This window comes from Burkholderia sp. Ax-1719 (genome assembly GCF_011753055.1).
Lineage (GTDB): Bacteria > Pseudomonadota > Gammaproteobacteria > Burkholderiales > Burkholderiaceae > Paraburkholderia.
In genome coordinates this window covers 360,021-382,170 of sequence record NZ_VWWJ01000002.1, presented here as the reverse complement: position 1 = coordinate 382,170, position 22,150 = coordinate 360,021, and the positions used below count along the sequence as shown (strand labels likewise).

Sequence of the window (22,150 nt, the reverse complement as noted above, 5' to 3'; positions counted from 1 at the left end):
CATAAACGATAATAATTCTCATTCGTAAAATTATCGTAAGCGCCATGAAACCAGCCGGCCACCCGGCCCTGGTCTCCTGCAGATCCACTCGTGCAGCCGTCTTCCAGCCTCGCTCACACGTTCGCCGCGCACTATCGCGCGCTGCTGGCGTTCGCCTCGCGCCGCGTGAAGTCGGCGGAAGCCGCCTCGGATCTCGTCCACGACGCGTTCGTGAAGGTCGCTTCGCTGCCGGGCGCCGCCGAGGTGCGCCAGCCGCGCGCGTTCTTCGTGCGCGTGATCGAGAACCTGATCGTCGACCGCTTCCGCGAGAGCCGTGGCAGCACGCTATTGCACGTCGACGTGACGCCTTCCGACGACGATAATGACGCCTTTGCCGATCTGGCCGTCGACCGCATCGACCCGAGCCTGCTTGCCGAAGCCGCGCAGACCGCACGCGCCCTAGAAGCCGCGGTGAGTGCGTTGCCGGCGCGCTGCCGCGAAGTGTTTCTGCTACGCAAGGTCCACGGACTGTCGCATGAAGCCATCGCCGAGCGGTTGCAGATCAGCCGCAACATGGTGGAAAAGCACTTGCGGCGCGCGCTGATGGGGCTGACCGAATTCGATCGCAGCGCACCCGACGAGACTGCACCGCCAGCCCATGACTAAGGATTTCCAGCCACTGGGTATGCCCGTTTCTTCTTCAGGTAGTTCGAGCGCCAGCGAGCGCGACGCGCACGATGACGCGCACGGTAACGTTCGCGCGCGGCGTCTGCGCGCCGAGGCCGCCGTGTGGGTCGTGCGCATCGACGTGGGCCGCGCGACGCGCGACGATGCGCGTCTGGCACGCTGGTGCGCGCGCTCGCCCGCACATCGCGCCGCGTTTGAAGCCGCCGCCACGCAATGGCAAAAGGCCGATGTGCTGGGCGTGCAAGCGGCTGCACGACCGACCATGCGCGCAACGCCCGCGCCGACAGCACGACCGCGTTTCTCTTTCGGCTTTACCGCGCCGCGCGCCGCGTTTGCGTTCGCTTTCGCCGCAGCGGGGATCGGCCTGGGGCTGTTCCTGCACGCGCCCGATATCGCCACATCGGCGGGCGAGGTGCGCACTGTTGCACTGAATGACGGCAGCACAATGCGGCTCGATGCCGATTCGGCCGTCGACGTTCACTATGATCAACACGAACGGCGTGTCGTGCTCGAACGCGGCCGCGCCGCCTTCGACGTGAAACACGGCGACTCGCGCCGCTTTATCGTGCAGGCCGCAGCCGGAGAGATCGTCGATATTGGCACCGCGTTCCAGGCAAGCCTGCCCGAACACGGCGACGCTACGCTCGTCACGGTCACGCAGGGACGCGTAGACGTGCGCAACGCCGCTGGCCATATCGAAGCCGCCGCCGGCCAAAGCGTCGAATACGACGATCCGGCCCACGCGCCACGCACCGTTGCCATCGACACCTTCGCGGCCACCGCCTGGCAGCGCGGCCGCATCGTCTTCAGCGATGCACCGCTTGCCGACGTTGCCGCCACGCTCAATCGCTACTGGAAAGGCCATTTCATCTACGTGCGGGGAAGCGCGGCAACGTTGCGCGTCTCGGGCAATTTCGCCATCGATGCGCCTGCGCAAGCGCTTGCGACGCTGACCGAAACGCTTTCGCTGCGCTCCACGCAGATCGCCAACCGCGTTGTGATTCTCTCGGCCCAGGACGCCGCCGAAGCCCGCTAAAACACGCGATAAAAAATATTTCGCGCAGGACGTCCGGTTTTTGCGCGGCCAAACGTCTATTCCCTCAGCAAGACCAGAAACGTACAGCATCAACACGCATCAGTTCGGGGGAATTTCGTTGTTCACGCAAGCATCTCTTCGTCCGCTCGCAATCAGCGCGGCGGCAGCGGCACTCTTTGGCGCGGCATTGCCCGCACTCGCAGACCAGAATGCGGCCCACGACGCCGCCACGGCGCAACGCAGCGCATTGCTCGATTACCGTATCGCCCCGTCCAGTCTGAACGCGGCGCTCAACCAGTTCGCGGAAACCAGCGGCGTGCAACTCGCGTACGCCAGCGCAATGGTTGCAGGCAAGCAATCGCCGGGCTTCACTGGGCGCGCGGAACCGGCCAACGCGCTCGCGCAACTGCTGCGCGGCACGGGCCTGCGAGCGGTACGCGGCCAGAACGCCGCCTTCGTACTGGAAACCGATCCCGAACCGCCCGGCCCCACTGCCGATACGACGCCCGAAACTTCGCTGCCCGCCGTGAAGATCAGCGCGCAAAACACAGGCGACGGCCACGATCCGACCGTCGCGAGCGCCGCGCTCAAGTCGAACGTCGCGCTCTCGCGCACGCCGCAATCGGTCTCGATCATCGAGCGCAAGCAGATGGACGAACAGAACGTGCAGTCGGTATCGCAGGCGCTGCGCTATTCGGCGGGTATCGTGCCTGAAACGCGCGGCATCGGCGATCGCTACGACAGCCTGCAGATGCGTGGATTTGGCGGCTTCGGCGGCAATGCCGTGTATGTGAATTTTCTCGATGGCCTGAACATGGGACGCGGTCTGTCCTATGCCGTGCCGCAAATCGAGCAATATGGCCTGCAACGTATCGAGGTATTGCGCGGACCGAGTTCGATTCTTTATGGCCAGGCGAACCCGGGCGGCGTGGTGGTGCTGGAAAGCAAGCGCCCCGAAGCGGATCACGTCAACGAAGTCATGCTGGGCGCGGGAACCCACAACCGCTGGGAAGGCGCGTTCGACCTGGGCGGCGCGATCGACGCCGATAAACGCGTGCTGTACCGCTTCGTCGGCCTTGCGCGCGACGCCGATACTCAGGTCTCCGGAACGAAGGAACAGCGCATCTATGTCGCGCCTTCGCTCACACTGCGTCCCGACGCCAATACCGAACTCACACTGCTCGCCAGCTATCAATACGATCCGAACAACGGATACTACGGTTTCCTGCCGCGCTACGGCACGGTTTCGTACAACCCCAACGGCATGCTGGGCACCGGTTTCAATGACGGCGAACCCGACTACGATCACTTCCGCCGCGAACAGGCACAGATCGGCTATGCGTTCACGCATCGCTTCAACGACACCTTCACGGTACGTCAGAACGCGCGCTACATGCATATGTGGAGCGACTATCAGACGGTCTATTCGAGCGGCTACACGACCACGGCGAACCGCTACCTGAACCGACTCACGACGGCGTCGATGGAGCATCTGGACGCGCTCTCCACCGACACGCAACTCGAAGCCGATTTCAACACTGGCACGGTGCGTCATGCGGTGCTGATGGGCCTCGACTACCAGATGACGATGGCCGACCGACGCCTTTCCTCGGGCAAGGCGCCCTCGCTCGATATCACCGATCCCGTCTATGGCCAGTCGCTCACTGCCCCGAAGCTCGCGAGTTACACGCGTCAACGCACCGACGATCTCGGCCTCTATCTGCAGGACCAGATCACGCTGGGCAAATGGTCGTTCGTGCTGGGCGCGCGCGAAGACTACGCCACGACCAATGCGAACGAGTATGTGAAGCACACATCGACGCAACAATTCGACCGCGCATTCACATGGCGCGCGGGCGCGTTGTATGCCTTCGATAATGGGCTTTCGCCGTTTGCAAGCTTTTCGCGCTCGTTCCAGCCGGTCACGTCGGGCACGACGGCCGATGGCAGCGCACTCAAGCCCGCGACAGGACGCCAGTTCGAAGTGGGCCTCAAATATCAGATTCCGGGCACGAGCAGCTTCACCACGCTCTCGCTTTACGATCTCGAACAGCACAACGTTTCCACGCCCGATCCGAACAATTCGAATTACCGCGTGCAGACGGGCGCCGTCAAAAGCCGCGGCGTGGAGCTGGAAACGCACCTGAATCTCACGCGCGAACTGTCGCTGATCGCTGCCTATAGTTATACGAGTGCGTGGGTGGCGAGCGCAAACGATAGCTCGCTGGGTCACACGCCCGCCGCCGTGCCGAAACAAACCGCCTCGCTGTGGGCCGACTACACGCTGCATCGCGGCACCTTCAAGGGACTGGGCATGGGCGCGGGCGTCCGTTATATCGGCAGCACCTATGGCGCAGCAGACGATTCGTTCCGCGTCGGCTCCTTTACGCTGGTCGATCTCGCTCTGCACTACGAAATGCGCAACTGGCGTTTCGCGCTCAATGCATCGAACCTGTTCGACCGCCAATACGTAGCCGCCTGCGCGAGCGCGACGCAATGCTTCTGGGGCGTGCGCCGCGAAGTGATCGGCACCGCCCGCTATCAATGGTAATGCCGACAATGAAACGCTCTCTCAATAGTCTGCAACGCGCGCTGGCCGGCTTTGTTGTGGCAGCTTCGGCCTCTGTTCAAGCCACGCCGGTCAGCACCGATATCGAATCGATCGGTGCGTCAAACGCCCTGCTGCCCGATACCGAATCGTTCATGCTGCAAGCCGGGCCGCAAGGCCCGCGCTATCGCGTCTGGCTCTATCATCCTGATACGACTTCGGCCATGACGCCGCGCACGGCGGCGGGCGAAATCACCAATAGCTGCGTTCGTGAAGGTGCGCCGCCGCTGCTCGTGCTGCTCGACGGCAACGCTACCTTTGCGCTGGCCGTGAGCGCCGCGAGATTGCAGGCGCGCCTGATCGGCCCGGTCACCATCGCCGCGATCGCCGCCGATAACGACGCACTTTTCGACGAACGCCAGCGCTCGCGCGATTTCACCACGCCCAGCCGCGACGGCTGGGGCGTGCCGCGCGATGCGCAAGGTCAGCCGTTGCAAACCGGTGGCGCTGAGGCGTTCGAAGCGCTCGTCAATGAGACGCTGCCGAGTGCGATCCAGGCGCGAACACACGAAACGCCGCGAAGCCGCATGCTGTTCGGACATTCGCTGGGTGGCTATTTCGTGCTGCACGATGCACTTGCGCATCCACAAGCGTATTCGCGCTATATGGCGGCCAGCCCTTCGCTGTGGTGGGATGCGGGCGCGTTGCTCGAACGCGTGCGTGATGCCAGTCGACCGATTGTGCCTTCTGCGGGGGGAATTCCGCTCGCGATACGCGTGGGCGGCGACGAGCAGCGTCTCGCGCCCAGCAGCCCGCCGGCACGCGTCGAACGCGTACAGCGTGCCGCGATGATCGACAATGCGCGCGCCTTCACGAAAGCGCTGAACGATACGCCCGTGTTCGGCTTTAATGCGGATCTGCAGATTTACCCCGGTCAGAACCATATTTCGTACTTGCCTGCAGCGATCAGCGAAGCAGTGACGCTCGCCGCCCAACACGCGTGCGCGAAGCCGCCTCAACCGTGACGCACCACACGATGCCCGGCCAGCGTGATTGCCGATAACCGGGTATCGTGTGATCTATTCAAAACCCGCGTCCTCGCCCATGAACCCGATATTGCGTAATCGCGTCCCCGCACGTCATACATTGAAGCGCGTCGCCGCCATCGCCACCGCATCCTTTGCGCTGTTCGCAGCCGGTTGCGCGACGACCGCCCAACAGGCCGCACAGCCCGCGCAAATGCAGGCCGCGAGTACAAGTTCGCTCGACGCCGCGATCAACGGTCCGCAGCGAAACGAGCGCGCCAAGGCCCGCGATGTTTATCGACATCCGAAGGAGACGTTGCAGTTCTTTGGCGTCGAGCCGACGCAAACGGTACTGGAAATTGCACCTGGCGGCGGTTGGTACACGGATATTCTCGCGCCTTGGCTGCACGACCGCGGCCACCTCGTTGAAGCCCAGTACGTCAGCACGTCGCCGGCGCTTGCTGCCGAAGATCGTGAAACCGATGCAGCCTTTTTGCGCAAGCTCGCGGCAAGCCCTGCGTTATATGGCAACGTCAAGGTGGGCACTTTGCATGCGGGCCAGTTCGCGGGCTTCGATGCGCACGAACAGTTCGACCGCGTGCTCACGTTCCGCAATATCCATAACTGGATGAAGGATGGGCAGATCGACGACAACCTACGTGCGTTCTGGCTTGCGCTGAAACCCGGTGGCGTGCTGGGGGTGGAAGAACATCGCGCGAAACGCGGTGCGACCGTGCAGCAGATGATCGATTCCGGCTATGTGACGGAGGACTACGTGATCGAGCACGCGCAGGCAGCGGGCTTCGTGCTGGCCGCGCGCAGCGAGATTAACGCGAATCCGAAGGACACCAAGGATTATCCGAACGGCGTCTGGTCGCTGCCACCGACGTATAAAGGCGGTGACGTTGATCGCGCGAAGTTTGCCGCGATTGGGGAATCGGATCGGATGACGTTGAGGTTTATTAAGCCGTAGGGCGCAGGTCTAGTTTCAACATACGCGACGCTTTTCCACACACGAAGTGCTGCGCCAGATTCAGAACTGGCGCAGGCACTTGTGTCGGCTTCGAGCTGCCAAAGCTCTGTGTACACAGATATTTCCCCGGCAAATTCAATAATCACCCAAAAAAAAATTAATCGCGGGCACCCCAAACACCGACTGAATTAATAATTTTCAATTTAACAATGACATAACCTCTGACACATACTGCTTTGCATTGGGAATTTTGGATTTTTTAACATAATCACCTAAAAAACCCTTCCCTTTAACGCCAAGCAAAAATTCTATGGCGTACATGATCAAGATGCCACGAGAAAATCCGAGCAACTTTTCCTTCTGATCAAACTTCTCAACCTCCTCACCTTTCGGAAAATCCTGCTTCATCTCCCGCGCCCGAAAAAATTCAATCTTCGAAACACAAAATTTAGAGAATCTCACCCACTCATCTGTCAACAACCCAGTCACGTCAGTCAAATCGAGAGCGGATAATTCAAATCTATTCTTATCAAACTTAAAAACCACATCGTTATATTGTGAATGAATTGACACGCCTGAGCGCGTGCAAAGCTCGTCAAGCCTCTCTCGATAGAGCGCAGAGAAAATCAATTCACACAAATCTTTCTCTTGACCTAACATGTATCTATTCCTTTTATTACGCTTAACAGATCTTCACCAGTATGTCTATACGGATCGACTGACTCATGCTGCCACGGCGTCAACTCGCTAAGATTCGACGGGGCATGAACCCCAGCACCACCAATACGTTGAGGAATGGTCCAGCCTCGCGATCCAGGTATTGCCCCTGGAAGCGCAGATTCTGCGGACGCGGCGCTTCGCGCTGGATCCACTCCTCCTGCACCGCGTTGCCCCACACCTTTTAACGCGCCTGCCAGACCAGATCGCCATCCGCGTCGGTCAGTTCTTCCGGCATCCCCAACACGTCATTATGAAAATAATAAACCGCATCGCGAACGACACGCGCATCTGCGTTCGCATCATTCGCCGCGGGCGCAGCATGACTTCCACACCGCACCGGTCGTGATACGTCTCCTGGAGGAGGCGCATGCCGACCCACAGAAAATCCGTGCTCGCATGGCTGCCGTTCAGCTTGCGAGAATTCCTCGATTTCGCACGACTCTGGAATTTACATCTGTACTGGCGTGGTGATAGCAGTTGGCGACGAGCGCAGTTCGGGAGCGATTGAACACCCTTTATGCTTATGTGTCTGTGCTGCGCGGCAGGTTAGGTACGGCATATGATCAAGCTTGGCAAATGCTGACCCGTTTGCACAGTTGACGGCCCATCCTCGTGGATGTTTCGTCAACATGCAACGACTCGGAATCAGCCTTCTTGATCAATTTTTTTGAACAAAGCCGAGGGTGAAACATTTTCATCTTCGATCTGTTAATCTAAAAATTACTCGAGAAAATCGTCGTTTTCAAGGTAATAAATTGCAGCAATCGCAATAGCCTCAGCAGTGGGGTTAGCCATATTTTTTTCTCGAATTTCAATAACGTCAAGAAACGTAGGAATTTCAAGCCAAGTCAAAAGATTGTCTTCTCCGTAGAACTCGTCATCTTCGTTCTCAGGGATATTGAAATCCGCCGCGAGCAACGCCTCGACGGAAGTCTTATCGAAGCCATTCTCCACAAAGATCCAGCCAACTTTCGGCAAACTACGACGTTCCGCGATCAAGGCGCTCAATCCGTTAATAGTCTTCACTCATTTTCTCCTTTCAAAATTTCAGCGACACCCTGTGCCGCCACCCCATTTGTTTCTCCCACCCTTCCCGTCTGGATGGTAGATCTTGTGGAAGCTTCGGTGATCGCCATGATCAACGAGCTTCAGCGAACCCGGCGAGTCACCATGATGCCAAGTCATGTCCGGCGGCGAGGTCCCTCGGAATCTTCCTGTCTGCGTTGGACTCACGTGTTCTAACACACCTGGATACTTGGTTTGCAGAGTCTGACGGAATTCCGTGTCCATCTGGGCCCGCTGATAAACAGATTCATTTGCGAGACGGAAATGTTCCGAATCCGAAAGCGTATACTGTTCAGGATTCAGCGTGTGCTCATGGAAAGCGTGGAACTTTCCGAGTTCGCGTGAGCCTTCTCCCTTGTAAAGTCCAAGTGGATCAATCCATCGAACCGGATTCGGCGCATAAGCAAAGTCGATGCAAAGCAACAACATCCTCACGACTAGACGAGAAGACCATGCTTTCTAAGCAACTCAGCATCATAATTCTTATTCTTTGAAACTTTTTTTCCCAACATATAGTCAAAATTCAAACCATCTGTATTCAAATTATTTTTATAGACAGCAAAAATTATTGTCAAAACCGGATAAGAATAGTAATCAGGATTCGCCAATACATCATCAACAAGACGTGGATCGGCTTCAAGAACGCGAAGAACGCGAGGCAGATAAACGTCTTTGACTTTCCCACAAATCCATTGACAGACACTCTCAATTTCTACCTCATTTCGAGGCAAAGCAATTGCTCCGCCTTGATTTGGAGAGAATAGCTTGTCAATTTCCATGGATGTGTTCATTGCAAATGCAAGCCCTGTGGCAATATTAGGCTTGTATGGCGGCTTTATCTCACTGAAGAAGCTCTGCAGATCTGCAGAGTCTGCGGACGCTGCGAGAATATATCCGTTAGCATTTGACAGAAACCTGAATCCGATTCTGCCGACTGCATCCTCACTTTTCTTGACGGTTATTTCGTTTCGAAGAAATTTAACACCATCCAAATCGATATTGGATTTCAAAACCTCCTGCAATCGCTTTTCGAACGTTTTTTTTACGTCCAAGACCATTTTATTACCTCAATATTTCAATACATGAAAAGTCGCATCATATGACGTCCCGCGCGTACCCAGCACGTCTGTTATGTTCTTATTCCCAGTTGCAACGTCAAAACTCCCGGCGGTACCAGCGGACGGTGTGATCACGCCACCACCGATAACGTCCACAGTGTTAGATGGACTCGACATGTCAAATACTCCGCTTGCCTTCTGATTTTGGGTCAATCGACCTAAACCATGTTTAGCCTCGAATACGTGGTAGTTACCCTGTCCATTCGTTGCAACAAAGTCAGCGCGAATCCGCTTTCCGTTCACCTTCATCGTTACTTCTTCGGCCACGACCTTATAGCCATTCCGTTGCAAGTCGTACATCGACTTTTCTCGACCGCGATTTCCGTCCGGCATCCCCGACACGTCATTGTAAAAATATAAACCGCATCACGCGCAGCATCCGCACTCGCATCATTCGCCGCAGGCGCGGCATGATCGATACGCGCCAGCGGCACGTAACTATCGGGCTCGTAAAGATACGTCAACGCCTCCACACCACGCCGGTCGTGACACGTCTCCTGTACCAGCCGCATGCCGTCCCACAGAAAATCCGTGCTCGCATAGCTGCCATTCAGTTGCGAGAATTCCTCGGTTTAGTTCGGCTCCGGCATTTGCGTCTCTACGGGCGTGGTGAGAACAGTTTGTAATGAGCGCGGCCCGCGACGGATTGGACGTCCTTTATGCTTATGTGTCTGCGCTGGGCGGCAGAAAATGGCTTCTGCACATCATACGGCCAGCCTTGGCGAATGCCGATCTGTTTACACAGCTGAAGGGTTTGCTAACGCAGCAGCTAAGAAAGGTTGGGTTGCAGCCAGTGATGCGGCTACTTGATGGGTGTGAACGGCGCAGACTGCGCTGAGCGTCTCAGCGAGTAGGCGCCGCGCGAGTTACAGCGTGTATCGCCCCCACAGTCTCTTACTAATTACCGTGGCAACGTGAACCAACGCACATATTTTCATGAATATAGCCTTGTGAGCACAAGGCTAGTCAAAAGACAGAGATTCATATTTGAAATTTTTATCAATCGGCGTGAATACGACCCCTTTGATATTGTCGCTCTCGATTGCCGCCTTGAAGGATCCCGTGCATACACGTTGAAACCCAATTTCCGGCGCCATAAAAAATGGTGGTTTTTCGAAATTATTAATAGAAATTTTCTCCAAAGAATCAAACTCAGGGATCTCCGGGAAATTTTTGCTCATCTCATAGCGAGTTCCATCACGAGTCATCATCCTGGTGAATGTTGTTTTCTCCATATTCACAAACGATATAAATTTATTCAACAAAATGAAATAATATTTCCCATCAACCTTATTTCCATTGAGAACAATGTCAAGCGGAACCAGTTGGCAATCCACCCGCTGCTTCAAACAGACAGAAGAAAATTTCTCGCTAACAATTGGCGCAGATTTATTAAAATAGTCGAGATCAATTTCCTTCAACCTCTTCCAATCAATATTCATTTCAAATCCAGCATCAATTTCCCCTGAAATAGAGACATCATCCCAAGGAAATTCCATATCTGGACGAAATTCAGCCTTCCCGATCCAGGCATTAATTTCTGGCGTAACTACATAAAGTTCTTCACTCATTAATTCAACCTTCCTGTAGCTGGGTCGACACTGAAAGTTCCATTTTCCAATCCGGATCTCGCTGCCCCTTGTATTTTCCCAAGCCCCAGAACCACGTCCATATCTGTTAGCTTCCCACTCCTGTACATATTGTTAAGCCCGATAACCTTTGATTCAATAGCGTCAGTGTACTGATGCCAGTCGTCGTACTCGAAGGTCTGATCCTTCGTCGGCCCATGCCCGCTCAGTTTGCGTGACAGACGTCCAAACGCATCGTATTCAAAGCGCTTGTCCTCGAACATCTTCAGCCGGTTGTGCTCGATGTAGCCGCCCGGATGATCGCCCGATACGAGATTCGCCGCCGCGTCCCATCGAAACACTTCCGAAGGCAGCCCAGGCCCCATCGCCTGTTCGATGCGCCCGGTCGGGTCGTAGCGATACGCAGTCGCGCCATAGCGCAAATCCTGCTTGCGGATCATGCCGCCCGAGAGGTCGTAATGCCACTGCTTCGCCAGCAACGGATCGGACGCAGCGCCACGCAACGCCGTCGTAGCCGAATTGGCTCGTCAGATTGTCTTGCGTGCGCAGTACTTCGCGGTGCAGGTCGTCACGTTCGATATCCGCAATTTCCACACCATCTATGCGGATCTGGTGAACATGACCCGAGCCGTAATGCAGCTAGTCGACCGTGCGCTCGCCCGAGATCGTCGTCTGCGCGCGGTTGCCCAGTTCATCGTAGACGTGCGTGAGCCAGCCTGTCGGCGTATATTCTTCGAGCACTTCGCCACGCGCCCCATATTTGAGGCTCACGCGGTTTTTCAATGCCATGCCATTCGCGTTGACGGCATAGAGTTCCGCCGATGCGATCCGGTCGCCCTTGTCGTACAGATACGAACAGCGTTCTCGGCCCGCTTCCTTTTTCCACACACGAGGCGCTGCGCCGGATTCAAAGCTGGCGCAAGCACTTGTGTCGGCTCCGAAGTCAACATCGGCCATCACTTCCACCGCTGTACAAAAATCAAGCTTCACGCCTACGCGGAACGATATTTTTCACAAAATCGGAGAACGCTGGAGCTATATCAACAACATCAATCGAATTCCCCCTGGATTCCCACAAAATATACTTAATCGCCCCACTATTCAAATCAATCCAGAAATCATTATCCCCTGCATCGCCAGCAAAGGGAAAATGATCGCGACAAAAAATATCCCTCTCTTCAGAATACCTGGCCCTCAACTTACGAACTTTCTCCGCCGAACGAAGATTAACCTCACTTTCATCATGATACTTCTCGCCAACATAATAGAAGCTCTCCACCTCCATCGAACCATAATCACCAACATCTGCGCGAAAGAATAAATCCCGATAAAAATACGCCCCTCGGTTGAAATATCCACCATTATTTTTCACATAAAATTCAACAAAATCTTCGACACCGTTAAAATTCGCACCAGACAAGACCTCTCTAACGATTTCCTCAGAAACAGACGGACCTTGATCACAAAAATCAAAACCGCCCCCACAAAACAGGCCATCAATTAACATCGGACACCTCTATAGTCAACACCCTGATCCTCCGCGTTTTGCAATCGCGTCATTTCTCCTGGTTGCTTCATCAATCGCGCCCTGCGTCCCATATTTATGCCCCGTGGCCTGTTTGAAATCATCAGATCCTCCGAAATGAGGATAAGAGTGATAATTTGGATCAACCAATTGCCCTCGCATTGTATTCGTCGCAGCATCATAATCTATATGATGATTCATCCACTTGGCAGAAGGTCGCTCTCCGAGTGCTGCCGCGTCATACAACGCCTGCTTGTCCAATATGTAACTTCCTGTTGCCTTATACGCATAAATTCCCGACGGATTACTGGCAGTTACCGTTCGCGAATGTAAAACTTCCGACGGAAATTCGATCGGCTCGAACTCCAGCCCGAAAGGGTCTATCCAGCCAAAAGGGTTGGGCGCATACGCATAAAGATTCAACCCACCATTCAACCCAATCGGGTCCTGATTGATGAACCTTCCCACATCCGGTTCATAAAACCGGAACGTGTTGTAGTGCAGCCCGGCCTCGCGATCCAGGTACTGCCCCTAGAAGCGCAGATTCTGCGGACGTGGCGCAGCGCGCTGAATCCACTCCTCCTGCAACGCGTTGCCCCACACCTTGTAACGCGCCTGCCAGACCAGATCCATATCGGCGTCGGTTAGCTCTTCCGGCATCCCCGACACGTCATTATGAAAATAATAAACCGCATCGCGAACAACACCCGCATCCGCACTCGCATCATTCGCCGAAGGCGCGGCATGATCGATACGCGCCAGCGGCACGTAACTATCGGGCTCGTAAAGATACGTCAACGCCTCCACACCGCGCCGGTCGTGATACGTCTCCTGCACCAGTCGCATGCCGTCCCACAGAAAATCCATGCTCGCGTAGCTGCCGTTCAGCTTGCGAGAATTCCTCGATTTCGCACGACTCTGGAATTTACATCTGTACTGGCGTGGTAATAGCAATTGGCGACGAGCGCAGCTCGGGAGCGAGCGAACACCCTTTGTGCTTATGTGTCTGCGCTGCGCGGCAGGTTAGGCACGCCATTTGATCAAGCCTGGCAAATGCTGACCCGTTTGCACAGTTGACGTCGCGGCCAAGTATGGCGGGATCGAAGGCAGTGATTGGGTTACTTGAAGAATCTCAATGGCGCCGACTACACTGACCGTCTCAGCGAGTGGGCGCCGCAGCCGCGTGGAACGGACGCTGTTGAGCACGATGCCGGTTTCGAGACCACAGCGTACTTTATACCGGCAGTGTAGATGCAGTCTCGTCGATTGGTTGGCCTTTTTCATCAAAAAGCTTAGATATTCTTTCCGACTCATCGGCTATGAAATCGCGAAGCGATGGCCACTCTTTCAACGGAGTCGTGGAATCATTTCTACAAAAATAAATCTTGCTATCACTCGTTTTTGTATACACGAAACTACCGTCCCAGTCGTACCACGCGAAGAAAATAATTTCGTCTTGCGCACCTCGAATTCTTTCCTCTACGTTAGGTGTCTTCAAATCATATGGTTGATAGAAAGCGGCAGAATTGCGACCAGCCTTGGACCTCAATCCATAGAAAGTTAGCGTATCGACAAAATAGTGAAGACCGTTACACTCACGATAAAAATCGACCAACTGACCAGGAAGTCGCACTCCAATTTCACTTTCCAGAACAACAATCCCCTCACTACTTAAGGGAGGATATATCGTATGAAGAAATGCCTTTGGGCCAACAAAGGGAGCTTTCCCATATAAAGCTACCCCGTCATTGACACTCTCAACACCCAACTCTGAAAATTGCTCCATCTTACTGCGCAGTGGAGCGATCAAACTTTTTTCGGCCATGATCTCAATCCCTTCTTCAATCTACGACGAATTATCCATCTAATTTTGCATCGCGGTAATTGCTTCTTGAAGCCTATCGCTTCTATCAAGCATGGCACCAATGGGATTCAGGAAAATTCACCATACTCAAAAATATGCTGTGCCCCAACCTTGAATTTTCTCAACAACTGGCGGCCTATCCGCGTGGATTTTTTGTCAAGGTGACGACTCGCAATCAGCTTTCTTGATTGAATTTTTTGAAAAAAACAGAGGATTGGGAAAAATTTTATTGTCGATCTGTCAATCTAAAAATTACTCGAGAAAATCGTTGTTTTCAATGTAATACTGGAAACGCCGGTGATTGCTCTAACTAGTTGCGCTCGACGTAGCCGCCCAGGCGATCTCCCGACACGAGGTTCGCCACGGCGTCCCAACGGAACACTTCCGAAGGCAGCCCGGGTCCCATCGCCTGTTCGATGCGCCCGGTCGGGTCGTAGTGATACGCAGTCGGGCCCTAGCGCAGATCCTGCTTGCGGATCATGTAGCCCGAGAGGTCGTGCCACTGCTTCGCCAGTAGTGGATCGGGCGCGGCGCAATGCTTCCGCGGCCAATATCGATCGTCAGCTTGCCCTACGGGCGTAGCTCTTCGCTGCACAGATATTACACAAATTTATAATTGAATTGGCTTATACGAAAGAATCTTGTCCACGATCTCCTCGGGCGACAAATCCTCGTATTCTTTTTGAAAAATATAATCCATTGCGTACGGGTCAATTGAATTCCTTGTTAAAACATCAATATCGATTTCCGCTTCATTCTCAGACGAATATTTCGACTCCTTTATTCTTGTAACCAGCGCTATCAAATCAACTCTTTCCACGATCGACTCCTAGTAATGATATGACGGGTCAAGAACTTCCGCATGATATCGCGGTGTCACGACAAGCAGGTTATTCATATCATAAACGCCCCCACCGTGCTGAATTGGCTCTATATGATGCAAAACATAGGATGTGTTCTTTCCAACCCCTTGAGTGACCGAGACCTTTGGAGCTAACCCTTCGCTCATGCGCGCAACGTTAGACTTCGAAAATTGGCCGCTCAAATCAGTGTCTTTTGAAACTGATTTCCAAAATTCTGATCTAAAATGATCAAAGTCTCTAAATTGTTGTCCTCGCAATTTGTCTGCAATTGATTTGGGGAACACACCCGCATTGCCGTGGGTTCCTCGCAACCACCTGCCAGGCGTAACCGTACGCCCGCTGCCCGTTGCCTCACCCGGGCCACATCTTAGCCCCCACGGATCCACCCACAACACCGGATTCGGCGCATACGCATAAAGATTCAACCCACCATTCAACCCAATCGGGTCCTGGTTGATGAACCTTCCCACATCCGGATCATAAAACCGGAACGTGTTGTAGTGCAGCCCGGTCTCGCGATCCAGGTACTGCCCCTGAAAGCGCAGATTCTGCGGACGCGGCGCTTCGCGCTGGATCCACTCCTCCTGCACCGCGTTGCCCCACACCTTGTAGCGAGCCTGCCAGACCAGATCGCCTTCCGAGTCGGTCAACTCTTCCGGCATCCCCGACACGTCGTTATGAAAATAATAAACCGCATCGCGAACGACATCCGCACCCGCTTTCGCATCATTCGCCGCAGGCGCAGCATGATCGATACGCGCCAGCGGCACATAGCTATCCGGCTCGTACAGATACGTCAACGCTTCCACGCCGCGCCGGTCGTGATACGTCTCCTGCACCAGTCGCATGCCGTCCCACAGAAAATCCGTGCTCGCATAGCTGCCGTTCAGTTTGCGAATACGCCGGCCAAACGCGTCATACTCAAAATGCGTAGTCGAAAGATTCAGCCTGTCCTTCGTCACGACCGTCTTCAACTGATGCCAGTCGTCATACTCGAAGGTCTGATCCTTCGTCGGCCCATGCCCGCTCAGTTTGCGTGACAACCGTCCAAACGCATCGTATTCAAAACGCTTGTCCTCGAACACCTTCAGCCGGTTGTGCTCGACGTAGCCGCCCGGATGATCGCCTGATACGAGATTCGCCGCGGCATCCCAGCGGAACACTTCCGATGGCAAGCCCGGCCCCATCGCCTGCTCGACACGTCCGGTCGGATCGTAGCGATACGAGGTCGCCCCATAGCGCAGATCCTGCTTGCGGATCATGTCGTCCGAGAGATCGTAGTGCCACTGTTTCGCCAGCAGCGGATCGGGCGCAGCGCCACGCAATGCGCTCTGGCGCGCACGCCGCCCCACGCTGTCGTAACCGAAGTGACTCGTCAGCTTGCCTTGCGTGCGCAGCACTTCGCGGTGCAGGTCATCGCGTTCGATATCCGCTATTTCAGCGCCGTCCATGCGGATCTGGTGAACATGACCCGAGCCGTAGTGCAGCCAGTCGATCCTGCGCTCGCCCGAGACCGTCGTCTGCGTGCGATTGCCCAGTTCGTCGTAGATGTGCGTGAGCCAGCCTGTCGGCGTATATTCTTCGAGCACTTCGCCACGCGCGCCATATTTAAGGCTCACGCGGTTCTTCAACGCGGGGCCATTCGCGTTGACGGCATAGAGTTCCGCCGATGCGATCCGGCCACCCTTGTCGTACAGATACGAACAGCGTTCGCGGCCCGCTTCCTTAGCGGTGAGGCGGCCCAGCGGATCGCGTTCGAAACGCGTATGCAGGCGCCCTTCTCGCAGACCGATACCGAAGCCGCACGCATCGTACTCGTACGCGCGACGGCTGCCATCAAGGCGCACTTCTTCGATCAACTGATCGCGCCGGTCGTAGCGGAAGGTGTAGCGTTCACGGTTTTCATTGGTCAGCGTGCCCAGCCGGAAAGCTTCGTCGTAGCCGAATCGCACGACACGGCCCGCGGCATCGGTGCGCGCTAGCAGCAATCCGCGCGGGTTCAGTTCATAGCGTGTGCTGCGAGCGTTCGGATCGACCACTTCGATCAGGCGGCCAGCCGCGTCATAGCGGAACGTCTGACGCGCGCCGTCGGCAATCACGATGGCGGTAACACGCCCCATCGCATCAGCTTCGTAGACGGTCTGCTGGCCCGCCGCATCGATCACACGTGCGAGCGCGCCGCGCTCGTCGTACGCAAAGCGCGTGGTCTTGCCCGAGCAATCCGTATAGGCCGTCAGTTGCGCGCGCGCGTTCCATTCGAGGTGTTTGTAGCCGCCGCGCGCGTCGCGTACGGTATGCACCAGTCCGCGTTCGTCGCGATGGTATTCGGTCGCGAAGCCAGCGGGGTCTCGCGTCATCGTCAGATTGCCGCGCTCGTCGTAGCGATAGGTCCAGCGCGCGTTCGCGGCATCGGTTTCTGCGACGGGCAGATCGTAGTAGCCGTTCCATTCGGTACGTTCGCTCTGGCCCAGTGCATCGGTGCGTGCGATCTGGCGGCCTCGGTCGTCATATTCGAAACGCGTCGTGTGTCCCGCTGGATCGGTTGCGCCCAGCAACTGCCGCAGCGCGTTCCATTCAAAGCGCCAGACATGCCCTTCGGCGTCCGTATAACTGAGCGGCTGCTGATCTTCGTTCCACGTCCAGCGCGTGATGCGGCCGAGTTGATCCGTGACCGTCACAGCGCGCTGTGCGAGATCGGCGTCGAACGTGTAGGCTTCGCCGTCGTCGGTCCAGTGGCGCACAACGCGCGCGTCGCGGCCCACGCCCTGCCATGCGTAGAAGCATCGCAAGCCGCCTGCCAGCGTGTGCATCGTCATGAGGCTGTCGGTGTAAGCGAAGCGGCGTACGATGTGGCCGCTGCGGTCCGTCACCGAGGCAAGTTCACCCTCTTCGCTATAGCCGTAGCGCACCAGCGTTTCCGCAAGCTCGCCTTCCGCGCCGCGCACGAGGTCGATACTTTCGATGCGCCACGGGTGGGCTTCGGCGTAGTTCAGCGCGAGCACACGGCCCGTCACGTCGAGCAGGCGGCGTGGCTTCCCATCGGCTTCGTCACGCGCGATTTCGATCCAGTTGCCATTGCGGTCTTCGAGTCGCCAGAGTTTCAACACCTCTGATTCGGCATCCGAAATATTCGACATGCCAAAATCGCGATACATGCCGTCTACCGACTCGACCACGAAATGTCCGCCCGCCGTGCAGATCAGATAGAGGCCTTCAGGGACGCTGAAATGGCTCTCGCCGGGCGCGACGGCCGGGAACACGATATCTCGGCCTTGTTCGTCCCAATAGGTGATCGACTCGATCTTGCCTGTTGTGTCGCGCACGATCTTCAATTCGACGCTGATCGGCACGCTCCAGCCACGCCCAAAGAGGCTGTCGGCTCGGTCATCGTGGCTGCTGTAGAAGCGCTGCCAGGCAATCGGCAGCGGCCCAGGCAGAACGAAATCCGTATCGTCGGCGCCATCGAGAATCTTGCCGCCCGTGATGACGTTGACGGGGTGGCCCATCGCCACTCTAAACAGATGCCCAAGTGCGGTGCCGACCAGCCCTCCCGCGAGGTTGATCGCCAGACAAGGCAACGCGGCCTTGAGCGCACTCCAGTTGTTCTTGCCACGTCCGCACAAGGCAAGCGCGATACCAATCGCGGTGCCCAGCCACGCGACCCATTTGCGCGCAGGGGTGATATCGCGCACCTGCTGCGTGCCGCCGCCGATAAATACGTTGTCCGATCCCACGGCGATCGTGCCGTCGCAGGTGGTCTTGTCGCTCACTCGCGCAGCCGGCTGATTGTTGATGTAGACGTTGCCCGATCCCTGGGCGATCATCTGCGGGCCAGAATGGTTCTGGCAAGCCACGGTGTCGGCGTCGCCGGGGCTCGCGGCGCGCGACGCCGCCTTGTCGTTGACGTAGACGTCGGTCGAGCCGCTCTTGATCGTGCCTTTGATCTCTGGCGGCGCGATAGCGTTAGCCAGCGCGTGTGCCGCGCCGTCAATCTTCTCGTTCAGCCCCGAGCCTTCCATCACGGCGGCCATGCCAATACCAATGCCGATCACGATTGGCGTGGCCAGTCCCCCCGAGCCAATTTCGAGTGCGGTCATCGCCGCCCCGACGCCAATCTGCACGACCTTCGTCAAGGCCCAACCAATTGCCGCGCCACCGAGCAGCGACCCGCCCATTCCAAGCAGATCGCCGAGCAGACTCGTATGACTGATCGGATCGTCCTTGCGCGCGGCGGCGAACTGTTCGCTGCTCACGATGCGCTATCCGGCGACTCGATCAAGGTAGGCCGCGCCACGCGCGGCTGGTAGCTGTCGATCATGCGCGCAGCCATCGCACGCTGCTCGTCCGTGAACGGCGCAGCTCTGGTGAGCGTCATGACCAGCACGGCGCCGCTATCGTCGCTCGGAAACACGATCTGGATCTGATGACGCAGACGCCCTTCCTGCTCGTGCGTCGCTTCGATCTGCACGCCGCCGCGTCCACCCACCGTCACCGCCGTGCGCGCGCGCTCGGTCAGTTGCGGCGCTTCGCGCGTCGCCAGCGCCCATTCGCGCGCGATGAACGCGTCGAGGTTCTCGTCTTCGCGCAAACGCCCTCGCGAGATGACGAGATTCAGGCCGCCGGGGCCGTCGTTGAGCATGAGGATATTGACGGTGCGGTCGAGCGTCGTATCGGGCAGCACGAAGCTACCCTCATAAATCGCGTAGTGCATGGCAGGTCTTCTGTTATTTGTTCAGGTCGATGCGCTGGCCGTTGATCGATACGCCGGAATCGTCCAGGCGGATCACGGAACCGTTGTGCTGGAGCGTAATGCCCTCAGGCGCAAGCACGATGAAGCTGTTCTGCACCTTGAGCATCAGCCCGAGTTCGGCCTCATATTGCTGCGTGCCGCCGCCGCCATCTTTCGCAGGCGTGAGCACTTCGACCGTGGTTGCCGTCGTGCCTCGCTTCTGCGCAATGGTTTCGGTCAGATTGCCCTTGGCGATCCATTTGGTTTCGTCGCCCGCGTCGAGCGTCACAATACGCGCGCCACCCACCACACGGTGCGTTTCGGTATCCTGAATGATCGTATTCAGGTCTTTCTGGGCGTGCAGGAAGAATTCCTGCTGGCCGTTCGTGTCGGTCATGCGGATTTCGTTCGAGCCCTGCCCCTTGAAGGTCTGGCTCTTGATCCCCATGGTTTGCCCGGCTGCGCCGTGATACGGGTTGCCGTTGTCGCCGTTATAGACACGCCCTACGATCACGGGATTATCAGGGTCGCCCTGATTGAACGAAACCAGCACCTCCTGGTTGATACGGGGAATCGCCGCCGCGCCCCAGCCTGCACCGGCCCACGGCTGCGAAACGCGAATCCACATCGAATCCGATCCGTCCTTCTTGCCGCGCCGGTCCCACAAAAAATGCAGTTTCACGGCGCTGCCGTTGGTGTAGATTTCCTCGCCCTTAGGCCCCACCACGATCGCCGACTGCGTGCCCTGAATCAGCGGCTTGGGCGTCGTACGCATCGCACGGTACGGCACCTTGTTCGGCAGCAGCGCAAACGAATTGCGATACGGCAGCTTGACTTCGTGTTGCGCATAGTCGTTCACGGCTTCGTGACGCACACGCAGGATCACGTATTCGCGATTCATGGCGACGACGGGATGCCCCGTGACCGTCACGTTGCCCGCCGTGGTCATGCGCCACGCGAAGCCTGCCCCGGTATAACGCTGCGCCTGCGCTTCTTCCGCTTCCATCGCATAGCGCGCGTAACGATTGCCGTCGTCGCTGCGGTCGTAGAGCGACTGATGCTCGAAGCGCTCGGTCGAATCGAGCCGCGCGTGCTTGATCGTCTGCGATTCCGCTTCCACCAGCATCAGCGGCGAAGTCGGGTTGTGATAATTGAAGTCGCGATACGTGACTTTGCCCAGCCCAAAGTGGCCGCCTTCATGCAGTTGATCGATACCGTTGAACTCGCTCGACACGCTGTCCGCGAACGGCACAGTCGGCAGTCCGTCGATGGGACGAAACACCAGATTCGAATCGCCGATCGCCAGCAGATGCTTGTCTTTCTGGTAGCGGTGCGTCCAGATCAGCCCTTCCTGTTCCATCAGGCGCGCGCAGAAGTTGAAGTACGACTCCTGGTACATCACGACATATTCGAGCGGCGTTTGCGTACCGTGAATATCGAACACGAAATCAGCGAAACCGTGTTCCTGGAACACCTCGGTGAGAATGTCCTGCGCGGTCTTGTTCTGGAAAATGCGGCAATCGGTGGAGCGCGTGAGGAACCAGAACCACGGCACGATCGTCATCTGATACTGCGTAACGCGGCCGGGATTGCTCGCGCGGTCGAACGACGCGACGTAACCATCGAAATAGCGCGTGTTTTCCGCGCCAGCGGCGCTCGCCACCACGCGCTCCACAGAAAAGTCCGCGGCGTTCTGGTCAAGCTGGATTTTCACCTGCTGGCCGATCAGGTCGCTGGGCTGCAGATCGTGACGATGCGAGAGCAGATCCAGATGGATCTCCGGCAAGCGGTTCACGTGTTCGTCCACGACCAGCGCGCTCACGAGGAGCACATCGCTGCCAAGCGGCGTATCGATCGTCACGTAGCGGTTCATCTGCGTGAGCAGCGCCGCGTCGCCCGCCGTGCTGTTGATCGCCTGCGCGACCGCGCCTGGCGTCTTGCCCAATAGCGAGAAGCCGGTTTGCGCGAGTTGCTGCGCGCGCTGGATCGTATCGAGGTGGCCGGCGAGGCCGGCCAGCGGTCCGGCGCTGCCGGAGATGGCCGAAGCGGCCGAATTCGTCAGGCCGCCGAGCGTGCTGAATGCGCCTGATGATCCACCGCTCAGGTCGCCAGGCAAGCCGCCATTAAAGGCGAAACTCATCGTTCTTCCTTCATCATCTTAAGTTTTTATCCGGCAAACCGGATGCCTGGTCAGGGGCATCGCTACTGTAGGTGAAAATAGCGCGATTAAAAACATATGGAAGCACGATTAAATGCAACATTTGTTACAACGCCGTCGCGCTGATTCAATTCGCATTGCGCGAATATCCCTGCGAGGCTGCACACGGGCAGCCAGCATGGCAAACGGCTTGATCGAGGAAAAAATTACAGCGCCTTGAATAAGGCGCTGTACATAATCAGGAATGAATTACCGGACTAAAGCAGCGTCG

At 56.7% G+C, this 22,150-nt stretch carries 18 protein-coding genes and 1 pseudogene; 5 read left to right on the top strand and 14 right to left on the bottom strand.

Going from position 1 to position 22,150, the window contains the following annotated elements:
* The first annotated feature begins 90 nt into the window (after positions 1-90).
* The 5 genes from F3J17_RS06715 (at position 91) to F3J17_RS06695 (ending at position 6,248) form a co-directional block, all read left to right on the top strand.
* A complete protein-coding gene (locus tag F3J17_RS06715) occupies positions 91-645 on the top strand; it encodes a sigma-70 family RNA polymerase sigma factor (protein WP_167055119.1) in 555 nt (184 codons plus the stop codon).
* Positions 638-1,702: a FecR domain-containing protein gene (locus tag F3J17_RS06710; protein ID WP_167055117.1), complete on the top strand. Its 1,065-nt coding sequence runs from the start codon at positions 638-640 to the stop codon at positions 1,700-1,702. The genes F3J17_RS06715 and F3J17_RS06710 overlap by 8 nt, the downstream gene beginning before the upstream one ends.
* A 118-nt stretch (positions 1,703-1,820) precedes the next feature.
* Positions 1,821-4,253: a TonB-dependent siderophore receptor gene (locus tag F3J17_RS06705; protein ID WP_167055115.1), complete on the top strand. Its 2,433-nt coding sequence runs from the start codon at positions 1,821-1,823 to the stop codon at positions 4,251-4,253.
* A gap of 8 nt (positions 4,254-4,261) precedes the next feature.
* On the top strand, positions 4,262-5,275 hold the full coding sequence (locus F3J17_RS06700) for an alpha/beta hydrolase-fold protein (protein ID WP_167055113.1): 1,014 nt from the start codon (positions 4,262-4,264) through the stop codon (positions 5,273-5,275).
* Positions 5,276-5,354: 79 nt separating this feature from the next.
* A complete protein-coding gene (locus F3J17_RS06695) occupies positions 5,355-6,248 on the top strand; it encodes a class I SAM-dependent methyltransferase (protein ID WP_167055111.1) in 894 nt (297 codons plus the stop codon).
* Between the two features lie 198 nt (positions 6,249-6,446).
* On the opposite strand, the gene F3J17_RS06690 is transcribed toward F3J17_RS06695, so the two are convergent.
* From F3J17_RS06690 to tssI, 14 genes and pseudogenes are all read right to left on the bottom strand, one after another.
* The gene (locus tag F3J17_RS06690; protein WP_167055109.1) at positions 6,447-6,908 is read right to left on the bottom strand and encodes a hypothetical protein; all 462 of its coding nucleotides are present in this window, start codon (positions 6,906-6,908) and stop codon (positions 6,447-6,449) included.
* Between the two features lie 241 nt (positions 6,909-7,149).
* Positions 7,150-7,203, bottom strand: coding sequence for a hypothetical protein (locus F3J17_RS36190; protein ID WP_240160855.1), 54 nt, complete (start codon positions 7,201-7,203; stop codon positions 7,150-7,152).
* A 485-nt stretch (positions 7,204-7,688) separates the two neighbouring features.
* Positions 7,689-7,994, bottom strand: coding sequence for a hypothetical protein (locus F3J17_RS06680; RefSeq protein WP_167055107.1), 306 nt, complete (start codon positions 7,992-7,994; stop codon positions 7,689-7,691).
* A 476-nt stretch (positions 7,995-8,470) separates the two neighbouring features.
* Complete coding sequence (locus F3J17_RS06670; protein WP_167055103.1) at positions 8,471-9,091, bottom strand: hypothetical protein; 621 nt, start codon at positions 9,089-9,091, stop codon at positions 8,471-8,473.
* 9 nt (positions 9,092-9,100) lie between these two features.
* Positions 9,101-9,451, bottom strand: coding sequence for a hypothetical protein (locus F3J17_RS06665; protein ID WP_167055101.1), 351 nt, complete (start codon positions 9,449-9,451; stop codon positions 9,101-9,103).
* A 662-nt stretch (positions 9,452-10,113) separates the two neighbouring features.
* A complete protein-coding gene (locus F3J17_RS06660; protein WP_167055099.1) occupies positions 10,114-10,722 on the bottom strand; it encodes a hypothetical protein in 609 nt (202 codons plus the stop codon).
* On the bottom strand, positions 10,722-11,219 hold the full coding sequence (locus F3J17_RS36185; RefSeq protein ID WP_240160831.1) for a hypothetical protein: 498 nt from the start codon (positions 11,217-11,219) through the stop codon (positions 10,722-10,724). Before F3J17_RS36185 ends, F3J17_RS06660 begins: the two co-directional genes overlap by 1 nt.
* 160 nt (positions 11,220-11,379) lie before the next feature.
* Positions 11,380-11,706: a hypothetical protein gene (locus tag F3J17_RS36180; protein ID WP_240160830.1), complete on the bottom strand. Its 327-nt coding sequence runs from the start codon at positions 11,704-11,706 to the stop codon at positions 11,380-11,382.
* A 13-nt stretch (positions 11,707-11,719) separates the two neighbouring features.
* On the bottom strand, positions 11,720-12,247 hold the full coding sequence (locus F3J17_RS06650; RefSeq protein ID WP_167055097.1) for an SMI1/KNR4 family protein: 528 nt from the start codon (positions 12,245-12,247) through the stop codon (positions 11,720-11,722).
* Between the two features lie 387 nt (positions 12,248-12,634).
* Positions 12,635-13,159 (bottom strand): annotated as a pseudogene (locus F3J17_RS06645) (RHS repeat-associated core domain-containing protein); the annotation flags it as partial.
* A gap of 340 nt (positions 13,160-13,499) precedes the next feature.
* Complete coding sequence (locus tag F3J17_RS06640) at positions 13,500-14,090, bottom strand: SMI1/KNR4 family protein (RefSeq protein ID WP_167055095.1); 591 nt, start codon at positions 14,088-14,090, stop codon at positions 13,500-13,502.
* A gap of 868 nt (positions 14,091-14,958) precedes the next feature.
* Positions 14,959-19,245: an RHS repeat-associated core domain-containing protein gene (locus F3J17_RS06635; RefSeq protein WP_345891145.1), complete on the bottom strand. Its 4,287-nt coding sequence runs from the start codon at positions 19,243-19,245 to the stop codon at positions 14,959-14,961.
* Positions 19,242-19,703, bottom strand: a complete 462-nt coding sequence (locus tag F3J17_RS06630; protein WP_167055093.1) for a DUF1795 domain-containing protein — start codon at positions 19,701-19,703, stop codon at positions 19,242-19,244. The genes F3J17_RS06635 and F3J17_RS06630 overlap by 4 nt, the downstream gene beginning before the upstream one ends.
* Before the next feature lie 13 nt (positions 19,704-19,716).
* On the bottom strand, positions 19,717-21,861 hold the full coding sequence (gene tssI, locus F3J17_RS06625) for a type VI secretion system tip protein TssI/VgrG (protein ID WP_167055091.1): 2,145 nt from the start codon (positions 21,859-21,861) through the stop codon (positions 19,717-19,719).
* Positions 21,862-22,150: the final 289 nt, after the last annotated feature.

Bases quoted from the DNA above. Each gene is read 5' to 3' on its own strand.
- F3J17_RS06695 (WP_167055111.1), top strand. From the start codon at position 5,355: ATGAACCCGATATTGCGTAATCGCGTCCCCGCACGTCATACATTGAAG.
- F3J17_RS06710 (WP_167055117.1), top strand. From the start codon at position 638: ATGACTAAGGATTTCCAGCCACTGGGTATGCCCGTTTCTTCTTCAGGT.
- F3J17_RS06670 (WP_167055103.1), bottom strand. From the start codon at position 9,091: ATGGTCTTGGACGTAAAAAAAACGTTCGAAAAGCGATTGCAGGAGGTT.
- F3J17_RS06640 (WP_167055095.1), bottom strand. From the start codon at position 14,090: ATGGCCGAAAAAAGTTTGATCGCTCCACTGCGCAGTAAGATGGAGCAA.
- F3J17_RS06665 (WP_167055101.1), bottom strand. From the start codon at position 9,451: ATGTACGACTTGCAACGGAATGGCTATAAGGTCGTGGCCGAAGAAGTA.
- F3J17_RS06630 (WP_167055093.1), bottom strand. From the start codon at position 19,703: ATGCACTACGCGATTTATGAGGGTAGCTTCGTGCTGCCCGATACGACG.
- F3J17_RS06690 (WP_167055109.1), bottom strand. From the start codon at position 6,908: ATGTTAGGTCAAGAGAAAGATTTGTGTGAATTGATTTTCTCTGCGCTC.
- F3J17_RS06650 (WP_167055097.1), bottom strand. From the start codon at position 12,247: ATGTTAATTGATGGCCTGTTTTGTGGGGGCGGTTTTGATTTTTGTGAT.
- F3J17_RS06700 (WP_167055113.1), top strand. From the start codon at position 4,262: ATGAAACGCTCTCTCAATAGTCTGCAACGCGCGCTGGCCGGCTTTGTT.
- F3J17_RS06660 (WP_167055099.1), bottom strand. From the start codon at position 10,722: ATGAGTGAAGAACTTTATGTAGTTACGCCAGAAATTAATGCCTGGATC.
- tssI (WP_167055091.1), bottom strand. From the start codon at position 21,861: ATGAGTTTCGCCTTTAATGGCGGCTTGCCTGGCGACCTGAGCGGTGGA.